General features: G+C 47.4%; 12 protein-coding genes. 7 read left to right on the top strand and 5 right to left on the bottom strand.

The features are described from left to right. Window positions 1-48: 48 nt before the first annotated feature. Both ACZ5KY_RS05695 and ACZ5KY_RS05690 read right to left on the bottom strand, forming a co-directional pair. Window positions 49-855 (bottom strand): hypothetical protein, encoded by an 807-nt coding sequence (locus tag ACZ5KY_RS05695; RefSeq protein ID WP_464242936.1) that lies wholly within the window; start codon window positions 853-855, stop codon window positions 49-51. 111 nt (window positions 856-966) lie between these two features. Next, complete coding sequence (locus ACZ5KY_RS05690) at window positions 967-2244, bottom strand: O-acetylhomoserine aminocarboxypropyltransferase/cysteine synthase family protein (protein WP_464242935.1); 1278 nt, start codon at window positions 2242-2244, stop codon at window positions 967-969. A gap of 487 nt (window positions 2245-2731) precedes the next feature. Here ACZ5KY_RS05690 and ACZ5KY_RS05685 point away from each other — a divergent pair, with 487 nt between their 5' ends. The 5 genes from ACZ5KY_RS05685 (at window position 2732) to ACZ5KY_RS05665 (ending at window position 7551) form a co-directional block, all read left to right on the top strand. Then, window positions 2732-3520 (top strand): cytochrome c3 family protein, encoded by a 789-nt coding sequence (locus ACZ5KY_RS05685; protein WP_464242934.1) that lies wholly within the window; start codon window positions 2732-2734, stop codon window positions 3518-3520. Window positions 3521-3589: 69 nt separating this feature from the next. Next, window positions 3590-4924, top strand: coding sequence for a cytochrome c3 family protein (locus ACZ5KY_RS05680; protein ID WP_464242933.1), 1335 nt, complete (start codon window positions 3590-3592; stop codon window positions 4922-4924). 25 nt (window positions 4925-4949) lie between these two features. Next, window positions 4950-5777 carry a cytochrome C gene (locus ACZ5KY_RS05675; protein ID WP_464242932.1) on the top strand — a complete coding sequence of 276 codons (828 nt, stop codon included), beginning with the start codon at window positions 4950-4952 and terminating at the stop codon, window positions 5775-5777. Between the two features lie 61 nt (window positions 5778-5838). Then, on the top strand, window positions 5839-6930 hold the full coding sequence (locus ACZ5KY_RS05670; protein WP_464242931.1) for a tetratricopeptide repeat protein: 1092 nt from the start codon (window positions 5839-5841) through the stop codon (window positions 6928-6930). A 132-nt stretch (window positions 6931-7062) separates the two neighbouring features. Then, a complete protein-coding gene (locus ACZ5KY_RS05665; protein WP_464242930.1) occupies window positions 7063-7551 on the top strand; it encodes a DsrE family protein in 489 nt (162 codons plus the stop codon). A 115-nt stretch (window positions 7552-7666) separates the two neighbouring features. On the opposite strand, the gene ettA is transcribed toward ACZ5KY_RS05665, so the two are convergent. After that, entirely contained in the window at window positions 7667-9352 is a 1686-nt protein-coding gene (gene ettA / locus ACZ5KY_RS05660) for an energy-dependent translational throttle protein EttA (protein WP_464242929.1), read from the bottom strand. Between the two features lie 117 nt (window positions 9353-9469). Here ettA and ACZ5KY_RS05655 point away from each other — a divergent pair, with 117 nt between their 5' ends. Continuing rightward, window positions 9470-10435: an alpha/beta hydrolase gene (locus ACZ5KY_RS05655; RefSeq protein WP_464242928.1), complete on the top strand. Its 966-nt coding sequence runs from the start codon at window positions 9470-9472 to the stop codon at window positions 10433-10435. 106 nt (window positions 10436-10541) lie between these two features. Beyond that, the gene (locus ACZ5KY_RS05650) at window positions 10542-12830 is read left to right on the top strand and encodes a diguanylate cyclase (protein ID WP_464242927.1); all 2289 of its coding nucleotides are present in this window, start codon (window positions 10542-10544) and stop codon (window positions 12828-12830) included. Here the strand turns inward: ACZ5KY_RS05650 and ACZ5KY_RS05645 are convergent. Together ACZ5KY_RS05645 and ACZ5KY_RS05640 are read right to left on the bottom strand one after the other, a co-directional pair. Then, the gene (locus tag ACZ5KY_RS05645; protein WP_464242926.1) at window positions 12822-14039 is read right to left on the bottom strand and encodes a tetratricopeptide repeat protein; all 1218 of its coding nucleotides are present in this window, start codon (window positions 14037-14039) and stop codon (window positions 12822-12824) included. The two genes, ACZ5KY_RS05650 and ACZ5KY_RS05645, sit on opposite strands and share 9 nt — an antisense overlap. A gap of 71 nt (window positions 14040-14110) precedes the next feature. Then, window positions 14111-14764, bottom strand: a complete 654-nt coding sequence (locus ACZ5KY_RS05640; protein ID WP_464242925.1) for an energy transducer TonB — start codon at window positions 14762-14764, stop codon at window positions 14111-14113. Window positions 14765-14781 lie beyond the last annotated feature (17 nt).

Genomic DNA, 14781 nt, shown 5'->3' with positions numbered 1-14781 from the left:
CGGGGTCATCAGGACCACACTATTTTTTTACCACTTTAACGATGATCGCTATTCGATCAGAATCGCATCATTGTTATTATCATTGTTATTATCATTGTTATCATCGGTGTTATTATTACGTTGTTCGATTTGAGCAACATGATCGTGTGTTAGCAAGTTACCGTGTTGATCCATCACCCGATCATCATCAAGAATGATCAACCCCGTTTTATCAACCACATCTTTTTTGTATTTATATTGATATTCCATGCTCTTTTTACGCAAGCTATAGCTCATGAACATCCATACCAGACCGAGCACCACTCCAGCCACCAGTAACGCTGCCAAAGCGATCAGCAGATAGTAGGCCGTCCGTTCTCCAACATGGCCGATCACCGCTAAAATACCATCGAGTTTATACACAACCCCCGATAGCACCACCAACATCAACAAGCCCATGAGAAACGGCATTTGCCGAATCACATAGATAAAGGCATGAAATTTTTGCACCCGCCCCTGATGTTCCGAAGCAGAGAGGCCTAAGGAGCTCTCTGAACTTGACGGCTGGTGACCATAAAGGTAGCGATCAAAGCCCAGAACAATCACGCCGAGCAAAAAAGTGATGGTCAGCGGTACAACAAAGGCAGCAAAAAAATATGATTTCCATGGGAAGGGGGTATTTTCTGGGCCAAGCTGACTCAAAAAGCTGACAAAGAAGATAAACCCTTCAATCACACCGATTAGGATCAAATATTTAATAAACAGGTCTTTAAGTTCCTCTTTTTCAAACAGCGCCGCAATCCCTTTACGCGGAGCAGCTGTTGAAGTGGAACTCGACGCCTGAGAGTTTTGTGATGTTTTCTCACGCTCTGGCATGATGACAACTCCTGCAATGGTACGAACAACTCAATCGAACTGGGTTCTCACGTGAGATCCCTCAAACCGAATATTATAAAGCATTTTAAACTTGTTGTCTGTCGAAAATCGTTAGCACTGCGCTAACGCTTGATCAATATCGGCAATAATATCCTCAACACTCTCAATTCCGACAGATAAACGGATCAAATCGGGGGCAACGCCAGATTCAATCTGTTGCTCCTCTGTCAGCTGGCGGTGGGTAGTACTCGCCGGATGCAGGACACAACTACGCACATCACCAACATGAACCACCATAGCGATCAACTTTGTACTCTCCATGAAACGTCGCCCTGCTTCAACACCACCTTCGATACCAAAAGTGAGAACACCGCTGGCCCCTTTAGGTAGGTACTTGCAAGCTCTATCGTAACTTGGATGACTGTTCAATCCTGGATACGAAACCCATTTCACTTTAGGGTGAAGCTCTAACCTGCGGGCCACATCGAGGGCGTTAGAACAGTGACGGTCCATACGGACATGGAGTGTTTCTAGACCGTGATTGAACATAAAGGCGTTCAGCGGCCCTAAGCTGGCACCGATATCGCGCATTAGTTGCACTCGCGCCTTAACAATGTAAGCCATGCTGCCAAACTTTTCGGTATAGCGCAGACCATGATAACTTGAATCAGGTTCGGTCATCTCTGGGTATTTGCCATTGTTCCAATCAAAACGACCACTATCAACAATCACTCCGCCGACACTGGTTGCATGACCATCGATATATTTTGTCGCTGAGTGAATAACGATATCAGCGCCATGCTCAAAAGGGCGGCACAGATAAGGGGTCGGGAAGGTGTTATCAATAATCAGTGGCACCTGCATCTCATTGGCGACGGATGAAAACTTTTCAAAGTCGAGAACATTCAAGCCGGGGTTACCAATACTCTCAGCAAAGATCAGCCGAGTTTCAGGACGAAAGTGACTCTTAATCTCTTCGACGCTGGCTTCTGGATCAACAAAAGTGACCTCAATACCCATTTTCGGCAGAGTGTTGTAAAACAGTGAGTAGGTTCCACCATATAATGAATTTGCGGTAATAATATGTTGACCGCTGCTACAAATATTGAGAATCGACAACGTAGTTGCCGCTTGCCCTGATGAAGTTGCCAGTGCGGCAACACCACCCTCAAGGGCCGTCATCTTCGCTTCAAACGCAGCCCAAGTAGGATTACTGATCCGGGTGTACATGTGGTCGGCGCAGTCGAGATCGAACAGACTGGCAATGTGATCGGCATTATCATATTTGTAGGTTGTGCTTTGTACAATCGGCACAATACGGGGATCTGTTGCTTCAGGCTGGTAGCCACCTTGAATCACAAGAGTTTCTAAATTCCAATCGTTCTCCATAATCATCGGCTCCTTTTACTGTAACTTTATATATGATGTAAATTCATGACAAAACACGGTTACGCTTCAACGGCAGCGGATGTCAGCAGCCACTTTTACTAAGCAAGCGAGGCTACCGCTTTTTGGCTAAAATGTCGATAAACAATCGGCCCCATCAAGACAATGCCCACCGAATTGATTAAAAATCACAACCTTGGTCGATACAACAACCATTTTAGCAGCAATTTTCAGCGAAATATCGCTTATTCTGCGACAACTGACAGCTCCCTTGCGACAAAATTTTGATCATCACTTAACCACACGCAACGAAGTCACCCATCCGCCCACCTAAATGCAGTCTAAACACAGTCAAATGTTGATTTTTGCCCCATTTTCTGCTTTGATAAGCCACTCACAATTGACTCAATTGTGACCCAATGAAACACTTTTTGTTCGGCCACTGGCTGATATGATCTATTTTGATTTGTTGTTGGAGGAGGAAACCTTGATGAAGTCGATGAAACACACCCTACTGCTATGCTGTGCAGCCTTTGCCCTGCTAGGTCTTGCCCAACCTGCCCTTAGTTCAGAAACTCTTAGCGATGCTGACTGTGTTAAGTGTCACCTCGATGTGGTGAAAGATGTCGCTGACAACGGTGCTGCCCACAATGAGATGGATTGTCAGGATTGCCACCTTGAGCATGCTCCCCTTGGTGTTAACGTCATTCCAAAATGTAGCCTGTGCCACGCTGCCGATGAAACCCCTCACTACACCTTAGCTAATTGCGCAGGCTGCCACACCCCGCACCATCCCCTAATTATCGACTTTAGCGCATTAACTAACGTAAAATCAGCGTGCATTAGCTGTCATGATGACAAGGGCGAAGAGATGACCACTTATCCAAGTGCTCACTCTAGTCAAGACTGCAACGAATGCCATACGGGTCACGGTTTAGCAGAAGGACAATTTCTAAACTGCCTCGACTGCCACGAAGGGCACTCTGAGTCCATGACGCTTGCTGATTGCACCAAGTGCCACAAGCCTCACAGCCCAGTTGAAGTGACTTATAACGACCTGCCATCTGAGCTGTGCGCTAGTTGCCACGGTGAAATTGCCGCAACGCTAGCCCAATCGACTAAACTCCACGGCACGATGATGTGCTCTGAATGTCATGTTGATGAGCATATGACCATCACCACCTGTAATGATTGTCACGGTGAGCCACATGGAGTTATGCACCAAAAGTATCCCAATTGCGTCGAGTGCCACATTGACCCTCACGCACTCGCGGAGTAACACCCCTGCCTACCGAGAGTTACGCTCTCGGTAGGCATCTTTTATTTTTGCTCACAATGGTTGGTACGCATGATTCGCAACACCATCACATCAAAGTTGTCCCAAGCAATAGCCCGCCTCGCACCGTTGAGGTTACCGCTCGCGGTACGGCTGGCCCTGTTACTGCTATTCGTTATCGCTTCGCCAGCGTGGAGCGCGATTGAAGCACGTCCTCTTACTGACAGTGATTGCATTAAGTGTCATAAGCAACCCGTTGAGCAGCTCAGCAGCACTCAAGGGGGAAAACATAACAGTGAACTGAGCTGCCTTGAGTGTCACTCAGGACATCCGCCAGTCGGTGAAGCCCTCATTCCTGAATGTAGCGAGTGCCACAGTGACGGCGACTCAAACCACTTTGCTTTAGAAAACTGCAGTCAATGCCACCAGCCTCACGCACCTATTATCGATGATTTCACCACCATCGGTACCGTTAAAACAGGTTGTGTGAGCTGCCATGCTGACATTGATACGGCCATGAACACAGTACCGAGTCTTCATGCTGAGCAGGATTGCAGTGAATGTCACACACAACACGGTATCGATGAGGGTCAATTCCTCACCTGCCTTGAATGCCATGACGGCCACAGTGAAGAGATGACCTATCAGGACTGTCTGTCGTGCCATAATCCGCACCAACCAACAGCTTACCAATGGCAGGGTGATCCTTCTTCCAGCTTATGCCGTGCATGTCACAGTGAAACAGTTGATATGGTGATCAATCAAGGGGCGTCTCACGCAACAGAGCTAAGTTGTATTGAGTGCCACCAAAGTCATCCACCGCAAACAGAAGCGGTGATCCCAGAGTGTGCACAATGCCATCAAGCCGATGACAGTGATCACTTTAAGATTGAGGGCTGTGCAGCCTGTCACAACCCTCACGCTCCACTCAATATTGATCTAAGTGCGGTATCACCAATCAAACCGGTGTGCGTATCGTGCCATGCAAAACCAGGAAAACAACTCGACCAACACCCGAGTGCTCACACTGAGATGGATTGTAACGAGTGTCATCAGCAACACGGGGATGCCGTCGAATGCTTTGAGTGTCACAGTGGTCATTCCGACGACATGAACTACACTGATTGCCTGCGTTGCCACCAACCCCACCAACCGCTACAACTGCAATTTGGTAACAGGGGAGTGAAACAACACCTTTGCGGCAGTTGTCATCGAGTACAACTGACACAACTGAGTAACAACAGCAGCCTTCACGCTGAGCTAGAGTGCATTGTCTGCCATAAACGAACGCACAAAGTGATATTAACGTGCGACAATTGCCACGGTGAACCACACGATTCAAGAATTCACCAGCAATTTACCAATTGCTCAAAATGTCACAAGGGGCCACATAACTTACGCAATTAGCGACCTCACGCTGACTAAGGGATAGATGATGATTAACCAATCAACACTAAAAATAGCACTTACGGCATCCATTTTATTGATGAGTTTAAGTTCTATCGCGCTGGCAAATGAAGATGTTTTCGCTCAACCGATTGAACCACTCTCGACCATTGAGTGCGCCCGTTGCCATGAGGAGGTTTTTACCGACCTACGTGATTCAGGTGGCGCGCATAAGATGGTGTGCAGGGATTGCCATGACACGTTTCATAATTTCAAGCGAGGTTTAACTCTTGATGAGCGCCTACCCTCTTGCCAAGAGTGTCACGAACAGCCGCATGGTGACGATGAAGCAATTCTCGACTGCCTAAACTGTCACAGTAATGCGCACGCTCCGGTGGCCAGCCTGAATATTGATCACCTCGAACCTCTTTGCGCCAGCTGCCACAACGGCCCAGCTGAGCAATTGGCGCAACCGAGTTCCCATGCAGATATGAGCTGTAACGAGTGCCACCATGAGCAACATGGATATCTGCCAACATGCATCGAATGTCACGACGAGCCCCACTCAACATTTGAAAGCAGTGCCAGTTGCATGCAATGCCACCCCGTTCACAATGTCAGCATCATGCTTTATAGTGATGAGATCCCCAATCAACCCTGTGCCGGCTGTCACAGTGAAGCGTTTGACAAGCTTGCAAATGGGCACCTGGCTCACTCTGAACTCAACTGCACCTTTTGCCATGCCAACGAGCACGGCAACATACCCAGCTGTGAAGAGTGCCACGACACCCCGCACAACCCTGAAATGTTAGCGGAGTTTGACCAGTGTAGCGATTGCCACGGCAGTCCACATGATCTACTCCCCGGTGAGTAAGACCGTACAACTTTTTGCTGCATTGCGTGCGGCATGAACACCTAAAGAGGACAATGATCCGATGAGTTCGCGTAAAAAGATCATATTAAATATCGTATTATTTATCGGCTGCCTTTCTCTAGCCGGTGCCGCCATGCTCTACAACTACAACTATAAGTTGTGCTGGAAATGCTCAACCGTAGATTATTACGAGCGTGGTAAAGAGTTTGTTTGTCGCGATAAAGTGGAACTGCGCCAAACGGGTATCGACTTTCTCCGTTTAGCAGCCGATCAGGACAACACCGACGCGAAGATCCTCCTTGCAGAGTGCTATCTAGGTAAGCTGCCTGCTGGTTATATTAGCCGCGACGTAACAGCCTTCAACTGCCTCAACGATCAACTGCGGCCAAACCCAATAGCGGCTACGCAACTATTCAGTCAAGCTTTTACGCTACTAACCGATTCTGAATTGGTAGATCACCAACAGTTGTTTAACTTTGCTGTTCTAGTCGAGCAGGAGGTACTGAAGCGCTCCAACCCAGGTAAAGACGCGCACTCACTGTACCTTCAAGCTGCCAAGCACGGCAACATTATCGCTATGAACGCCCTCGGTTATGAATATCACCAGAAGTCGGATTACGTTGCCGCTAAAAAATGGTTACGCATGGCAGCCGAAGCCGGTAAAAGTGTTGAGCCCGCCCTAACCCTTGGTGACTATTTCTACTACGGAAAAGGGGAAACGATTAATTTCGAAAAAGCCATTCACTGGTATCGCATCGCCCTTAAAACGCAGCAAACCTTAACGGCAAAGCTGCCTGAACAACAACGTGTTGCCGCTCTCGATGCACCAAAGGCACGCATTGAGATGGCCATGCGCCAATTAAAAAAATCACGCATGACCGCCCCGATGTCGCTCCATTACCGTATTGCTGGCAACGCCACCCATTATGAGGTTCACACCGAAGACCGACCAGAGGGCGCCATTGGCACCGTCGACAAAACCTCCACAGGAGTTACGGCAAACATCGATGAAAGTATCACCCTTGCCCTGTCGATTCCAACGAGTAGAAAAACCTTTTCGTCCATGAACGACGGCATGGATTGGTTACTTCAATCTTATGCACGAAGTCGGTATGGCAGCTACACGCGCGTTAGTTTTTCCCTACAAAAATAATTAATCCTGCCATCGATCCCGATAATCACTAACGGGTTCGATGGTGGATAAATTCCCGACAATTTTTCCCATTGACAAAGCCCACCCTTCATACGAGAATGAACAATCATTCTTTCTATATATGGAGATACTATGAACAAGATACTTTCTGTCGTACTTTTTGTCGCGTTGATGATGACACCGCTTGTTGTTGCTGCCAGTAATGCTGCACCTGATGACCATAGAGCACTCGGTGGCCTGACCACCGGCAAAGTGGTGTTCGATGTCAATATCTCATCACCTGGCACCATGATTGTGTACTTAAATGTGGTGCAAAAAACCATTGCCACCCTAAAAGCTCAGGGCGTTACTCCCGATGTTATTTTAGCCTTCCGTGGCGGCGCGGTGTCGGTGATGAGTAAGAATTCGGAGCTGAACAACCAAGAGGAAGAGAACCAGTTGATTCACCGAGTACAGGAGCTAAAGAAAGCGGGAGCATATCTTGAAACCTGCAATGTCGCCGCTAAGATTTACGCGATCAACAAAGAGGATATCTTTCCGGGCCTTGTTCTCGTCGGCAACACCTTCGCATCGTTGACAGGCTACCAGAACAAGGGTTATGCCATGATTCCGTTGTACTAAGTTTCTATTTACCCGATAACAAAAATGCCCTGCACACAACCTGTGCAGGGCATTTTTAATTTACATGTTTATCGCTCATAACATCGGAGGCAACCAGCCCTCTTGATATCAGGAATTAAGTACGGGTCAGATCCCGATAACGGATGCGATGAGGTTGATCGGCATCACGGCCTAAGCGCTTATGGCGATCTTCATCGTATTCACTGTAATTACCTTCATACCACACCACTTGACTGTCGCCCTCAAAGGCGAGGATGTGGGTGGCAATTCGATCCAAGAACCAGCGATCATGACTGATGACGACGGCGCAACCAGCGAAGTTTTCTAACGCTTCTTCAAGGGCACGCATGGTATTAACATCAAGATCGTTGGTCGGCTCATCGAGGAGTAAAACATTCGCACCCTCAGTGAGAATTTTAGCCAGATGAACACGGTTACGCTCACCACCAGAGAGAGTACCCACTTTTTTCTGCTGATCACTGCCACCAAAGTTAAAGCGACCGACATAGGCCCGCGAGTTAACTTCCCGAGTTCCTAACGTCATCATCTCTTGACCACCACTGATCTCTTCCCAAACGGTCTTATCGCCATCGAGAACATCACGGCTCTGATCAACATAACCAAGCTTTACCGTGCTTCCGAGAGTCATGGTGCCGCTATCGGGTTGTTCTTGGCCGGTAAACATCCGCATCAGGGTTGTTTTACCCGCACCGTTAGGGCCAACCACGCCGACAATGCCACCGCGCGGCAGCATAAAATTCATATCTTCCATCAGCAAGCGGCCATCAAAGGCCTTTTGCACATGATCGGACTCAATGACCACAGCACCCAAACGCGGCCCTGCGGGGATAAAAATCTCCAACTCACGAGTCTGACTTTCACTCCCCTCACCAAGCAGTTTCTCGTATGAGCTAATCCGAGCCTTACTTTTAGCGTGGCGACCTTTTGGCGACATGCTAATCCACTCCAGCTCACGTTGCAGTGTGCGTTGACGAGCAGATTCAGACTTCTCTTCATTTTGAAGCCGCTTTTGCTTTTGATCCAACCATGAGGAATAATTTCCCTGCCATGGAATCCCGTGTCCACGATCAAGCTCAAGAATCCAACCGGCGACATTATCCAAGAAATAACGATCGTGAGTTACCGCAATAACAGTACCGTGGTAACGCTGTAGATGTTGCTCTAACCACGCCACGGTTTCCGCATCAAGATGGTTTGTCGGCTCATCAAGCAGCAGAATATCAGGTTTTTGCAGCAATAAACGACAGAGTGCCACACGACGACGTTCACCACCTGATAGCACTTTTACTTCGGCATCAGAAGGTGGACAACGTAAGGCATCCATGGCTAAGTCAAGGCGTGAATCGAGATCCCACGCATCAAGGGCATCGAGCTGGTCCTGCACTTTGGCTTGACGGTCACACAATTTAGCCATGGCGTCGTCATCCATCACTTCGCCAAAGGCCATATTGATCGCTTCGAACTCTTTGAGTAGATCAACGGTTTCCTGAACGCCCTCTTCGACAACTTGACGCACAGTTTTGCTGTCATCGAGCCGAGGTTCCTGTTCGAGATAACCAACACTGTAGCCATCAGATAAAACGGCTTCACCGTTAAACTCAGTATCGACACCGGCCATAATACGCAGCAAACTACTCTTACCTGAACCATTGAGGCCTAAAACGCCAATTTTAGCACCGTAATAATAAGACAATGAGATGTCCTTGATCACCGGTTGCTTGTTATAGCTCTTGCTGACGCGCATCATGCTGTAAATAATTTTTTTGGTATCTTCGCTCATCGGTACTCCTCTGCAATATGAATAGAACTCGTTATTCGATAAATAATTTATTGATAATTTAATGCGCAGTCATTGTACGGACTTTCCTCCGCTACGCCAATAGCCTATACTGCTTAGATGTCACTATTTTCCGCATCAAATTCACAATTCATCGCTTTCCTGGCCATTTTCGCTGGCATTGCTGCACTTTCGGTTATCGTGCTATGCGTGATCGCCTATCGCCATGCCCACCGTTTAACCTACTCAGCGCTTGAAAACCGGCATAGGCATTATGATAAACACCCCGAACTAGCACCCGCAACAGTCGGTCAACACTATCAACTCAACGCTCATCCACTCAGCTTGGTAACGCGTGATGGCCTCAATCTTTCGGCTCATTACACCCCCTCGCGCAATGGCGCGGCGATCATCCTAAGCCATGGCTATAAAATGAGCAGTAGCGAGATGATCCCTATTGCGGCCCTGTTTGCCCAAAATGGTTACGGAGTCCTGCTTCAAGACCAACGCGCTCACGGCATGAGTGCTGGCGAGCAGATCAGCTTTGGTCGCGATGAATGGTACGATCTCGACGCCGCTGTTAATTTTCTTGAGCAGCAGCTTGGCATCACCTCCATTGGGCTTTTTGGTAATTCAATGGGTGGAGCGCTGTCATTATGTTACGCCGCTCGTGATTTACGGGTTAAGGCCGTTATAGCCCAATCACCCTATGCATCGATTGGCCATAGTATTAAAAAAGGGGTGAAACAGTTTACGGGTTTACCACCATTCCCCTTCGCGCCACTGGTTCATTTCATGGCTCAACGAAAATTGAAAATCAACTCAAGCAAAATCGCGCCCCTCAACGCCATTGCTAAAATCCATCCTCGCCCTGTTCTATTAATGATGGGTGGACAGGACCACTATGTCGAGCCACAGGGAATATTTACCCTCCATGAGGCAGCAGGAGATAGTGCAGAATTGTGGTATGAGAACGATCTCGATCATGTCGAATTTTACGAAAAACACCCCGCAGAATTTGAGCGCCAAACTTTGGCCTTTTACGCTTGCCACCTACTTAAAACATCTCAACAAACCAACAAATAACTCATGAAGGCAATATGATCTTTATGATTCAAACCAATCTATGTTATGTATTCTGATTAGATAAAAAATATCACATTATCCCTATTTAAAAAGAAAGCTCACCTCAATGTTGCGAACCGTGTTCTCAATTCTATTTATGAGCTTAACTCTCCTCACAATTTTTCTGCCCGTCCAAACACTGCATGCCGCTAAGCTCGAATCGGTAAGCCTACAACTCGACTGGAAATATCAATTTGAATATGCGGGTTTTATTGTCGCCAAAGAAAAAGGCTTTTACGAGGCAGAGGGATTAGATGTCAGACTGTTAGAATATCAAGCGGGTATTGATATCGTATCAGACGTCCTTACGCAACAGACCAACTATGGCATTCACAATTCGAGCCTCGTCATCTCCAACAGGAGAATCGAACCGACAGTGTTGCTAGCAACCTATTTTCAACACTCACCATTGGTTTTCATCACACAAAAAGACATCACAAACCCAAGTGAATTAGTAGGTAAAACCATTATGGGGACAACCGATGAGCTGAAGTATAGTTCGCTCGCCCTGACACTAAAACATTTTGGTATCAATAACGAAAACAGTACCATCATCGAGCATAGCTTCAACATTCAAGATTTCATTGATGGTAACGTTGATGCCATGAGCGGTTTTCTATCCAACCAAATTTTTGAGTTAAATAAACGGGGCATTGAGTACAATATCATCCACCCTGCGCACTATGGTTTCTTTATGAGCGCAGTCAATTTATTCACCTCAAAAGAGGAGGTGAAAGAACACCCTCAACGAGTTCAACGCTTTCTCAAAGCAAGCAATGCAGGCTGGGAATACGCTCTCGATCATTCCGAAGAAACCATTCAACTTATTCATGACCATTATGCGCCCAATAAATCAATTGAATCCCTGACATTTGAAGCCAAAGTTACCGAAGAGATGTTTGTCCGCGGTCTTTACCCGATTGGCGCCGTCAATGACGAGCTCACCAGCCGAACCTACAAACAACTGTTAATGCATGGGATCGTTGATGAAGATGACCATCCTACCCCGTTTCTCCTTGATGAGATGATCGAAAATGAACAATCTTGGGCAGGGTTTAGTTACGAAGAGATTGAGTATCTGCTTAAAAAAGAAAAAATCACCATGTGCGTTGATCCAAACTGGATGCCCTTTGAAGGGATCAAAAATGGCACTCATTATGGCATTGCTGCGGACTACATGACTCTCTTCCAGCAAAAGCTTCCTGTACCAATTAAACTCATTGAAACATCATCATGGACAGAATCAATCATAAAAACACAACGGCGAGAGTGCGATATTTATTCCCTTGCGGCAAGTACACCTGCGCGGCGTAAATACATGGACTTCACCAGCCCCTACGTCACCCTACCGGTGGTGATTGCCACGACCAACGATAAAATCTACATCGAGAACGTCGAAGATATTCTCACTGAAAAGATCGGCATCGTTCAAGGTTACGCAATTGCCGAGAATCTTCGCATCAAATATCCTCAAGCGAACATTGTTGATGTTGCCTCGATCACGGATGGTCTAAAGAAGGTCGAGAGTGGTGAAATATACTGCTACATTGACAACTTGATGGTCATTGCCGAACAGATTCAGAAACAGTTCACAGGCACGATTAAAATTTCAGGCAGGATCAAAGATGAGGTCAGGCTTGCCATTGGCACTCGTAATGACGAACCATTACTCAATGGTATTTTTAACAAATTAATTCCTACGGTTACCCCGGATGAAAAACAAGCGATCTACAACAGATGGGTCTCAGTCAATCAGGAGATGGCCTTCGACTACCACCTATTTTGGACACTGTTTGGAGTTTTTACCCTCATCAGCGGATTTTACGCCGTCCACTCTTACCAATTGAACAAGTACAATCGGCTGCTACTTAAACTCTCGGAAACGGACAAACTCACCAATCTGTATAATCGCTGTAAACTTGACGAACTATTACTTGAAAAAGAACAGCTCTTCTACCGCTATCAGACAGCTTGCGGCGTCGCGATTCTTGACATTGACCACTTTAAGCACATTAACGATACCTACGGTCACCAAACAGGTGATTCGGTTTTGATTGAGTTGTCGGCCTTGATGACTGAAAATTTACGCTCTACAGATGTAATTGGTCGCTGGGGCGGGGAGGAATTTCTCATCATCGCGCCCAATAGTGCCACACAAGAAACGACGATTCTGGCTGAAAAAATGTTGGAACGAATTCGCTCGCACCGGTTTAAAAAAATTGGCGCCCTAACAGCCAGTTGCGGAGTTTGTTCATTTAATGACGGCAAAGATATTCAAAACACTCTGCGCCTTGCCGATGAAGCACTCTATAAAGCCAAAGCACTTGGCCGCGACCAGGTCGTCACCTCACTTTAATTCAATTTCGCTGAGTTGCTTCAACAACGCAGTGGCCTTTTTCTGTTGTTGTGGATAGCGTTGGGCATTTTCAAGAGCCTTTCGTGCTTGAGGCCACAACTTACCATTCCATGCGGCATAGCCTTGCATCAACCACGTCGATCCCGGTTTTTCCTCCAACTGTGCCAGCCGGCCAAACATCGCAACAGCTTCAGCGTAACGCTGAAGACTAAAAAGCAATTGGCCCTGTAGCATCAACAGCTTGACATCAACCGAATCACCCTGAGCTTGCTGCAACCAAAACAGTGCATCTTCAGGTTGATGCAAATTCAAACTGGCATGTGCCAAGCGGGCCAGAAGTTGTTCGTCATGAGGACGTTGTTGCTGCAATGTTTCATAATAGCGGATGGCCTCTTGCGGCACTCCCAATGTTAAATAGAGATCGGCCAACAGATGTTGCTCTTGCTCCGATAATGGCTGCAAGTAAGCTAATACCTTTAGAGCGACCAATCCTTTGCTATAGCGCCCCGCGTCGAGGTGAATAGAGGTCAACAACTTCCACCACAACGGTTCAAGACCATCAATTTTGGTATAGGCATCAACGGCGTGTAATGCCTTGTCGACCATTTTCAAAATCAAATAATGCTGAATTAACAGCTCACGCCAGCGCCGTTGGTCATCACCAAGAGTCGTATCCACTAAAAATTCGAGATGAGGCAACGCCAGTTGGAATTGACCTAAGCCATTATAGCCCTGCACAAGAGCCGCGCGCCACGGTACGCTATTTTGATCAGGAAAATCGATCACCAACTGCTTTAACAACGATACCGCTGCCGCAGGTTGTTCACCTTGCAGGTACGAAAGGGCAGCATTGTAACGCAGCTGAGACCTCGGCGGCGTGACGAGACGGTAGCTCTGTTCAAAGGCTTGTGCCGCGTCACCATAACGCTCTAACACATAATAGCACTGTGCCACATTGAGCCACGCGCCACGATACTCTGGCTGCTGCTTCACCACCGACTCATACCACTCAACTGCTTCAGAGTAACGTTCAGACAACAGGTAGATATTGCCAAGGGTAAAATCGACAAGATAATGTCGCTGCTCTCGTTGGCGTTGAGAATCAAGCACAGCCAATGCTTTCTCGTATTGGTGCTGATCCATCAACTGTTGGGCTTGAACAATCACTTTGCGAACGCGCAAGGGTAGCGTTTCACTGGCGTCAGACAATGTGGGACACCATATCAAGCTAAAAACCAACAGCGCCAAGAGCCAACAACGATTTATCACCATAGACCCCATTATGATTCCAACTCGAACCGGACCGTTGTCGTGACCCAGCTGCGTACAGGTTCACCATCGACAGTTCCCGGTGAAAAGCGCCACATCTTCACGCCACGCTTCACGGTCGATTCAAAGACATCCTTCGGCTGGGCATCGATCACAATCACCTGTTCCACATCCCCCTGTTTTGAGATCAACAACTTAATTCTGACCCAACCTTCAAGGCCTAACCGCTTTGCCCGCATGGGGTAGATAAAAGGAGATTGCGCCAACGGGGTTAACGGTTGATCTAATGCTGCACTATCAAACACTTCAGGCACCGGTGCAAGGCGAGCCAGCTGCACTTCAGGCAGAGAAACTGTACCTACAGCACGTGAAAATTCAGGCTGCAACATCAAGTCGAGTTTTAACTCTGGAGTTGGCTGTGCGGGTCGTGGTTGAGCCATCCGCGGCATCTGCTTAACAGGCTCAGGAGGTTTTTTATTCGCTTGCTGGCGTGGTGGCGGCTTAACGGGGGCCATTCGAACCACAGAAACAGCTGGCGCAAGAGTGCGAACGAGCAGGTCATCTTCCACCTGTGTCAAGTACGGCAATACCGAAAACAGCACCAGATTAAGCAGCACTGTTCCAATAATAGCAGCCAAAACTCTGACTAAGTTAGATTGATACATCTTCTGCCACACCACCA

It is taken from the genome of Desulfuromonas svalbardensis, assembly GCF_055389415.1.
Note: the sequence above shows the minus strand (reverse complement) of the source record. Positions and strands in the feature narration are given on the sequence as shown.

Bases quoted from the DNA above. Each gene is read 5' to 3' on its own strand.
- ACZ5KY_RS05695 (WP_464242936.1), bottom strand. From the start codon at position 855: ATGCCAGAGCGTGAGAAAACATCACAAAACTCTCAGGCGTCGAGTTCC.
- ACZ5KY_RS05655 (WP_464242928.1), top strand. From the start codon at position 9,470: ATGTCACTATTTTCCGCATCAAATTCACAATTCATCGCTTTCCTGGCC.
- ACZ5KY_RS05675 (WP_464242932.1), top strand. From the start codon at position 4,950: ATGATGATTAACCAATCAACACTAAAAATAGCACTTACGGCATCCATT.
- ACZ5KY_RS05680 (WP_464242933.1), top strand. From the start codon at position 3,590: ATGATTCGCAACACCATCACATCAAAGTTGTCCCAAGCAATAGCCCGC.
- ACZ5KY_RS05650 (WP_464242927.1), top strand. From the start codon at position 10,542: ATGTTGCGAACCGTGTTCTCAATTCTATTTATGAGCTTAACTCTCCTC.
- ACZ5KY_RS05670 (WP_464242931.1), top strand. From the start codon at position 5,839: ATGAGTTCGCGTAAAAAGATCATATTAAATATCGTATTATTTATCGGC.
- ACZ5KY_RS05690 (WP_464242935.1), bottom strand. From the start codon at position 2,244: ATGGAGAACGATTGGAATTTAGAAACTCTTGTGATTCAAGGTGGCTAC.
- ACZ5KY_RS05685 (WP_464242934.1), top strand. From the start codon at position 2,732: ATGAAGTCGATGAAACACACCCTACTGCTATGCTGTGCAGCCTTTGCC.
- ettA (WP_464242929.1), bottom strand. From the start codon at position 9,352: ATGAGCGAAGATACCAAAAAAATTATTTACAGCATGATGCGCGTCAGC.
- ACZ5KY_RS05640 (WP_464242925.1), bottom strand. From the start codon at position 14,764: ATGTATCAATCTAACTTAGTCAGAGTTTTGGCTGCTATTATTGGAACA.
- ACZ5KY_RS05665 (WP_464242930.1), top strand. From the start codon at position 7,063: ATGAACAAGATACTTTCTGTCGTACTTTTTGTCGCGTTGATGATGACA.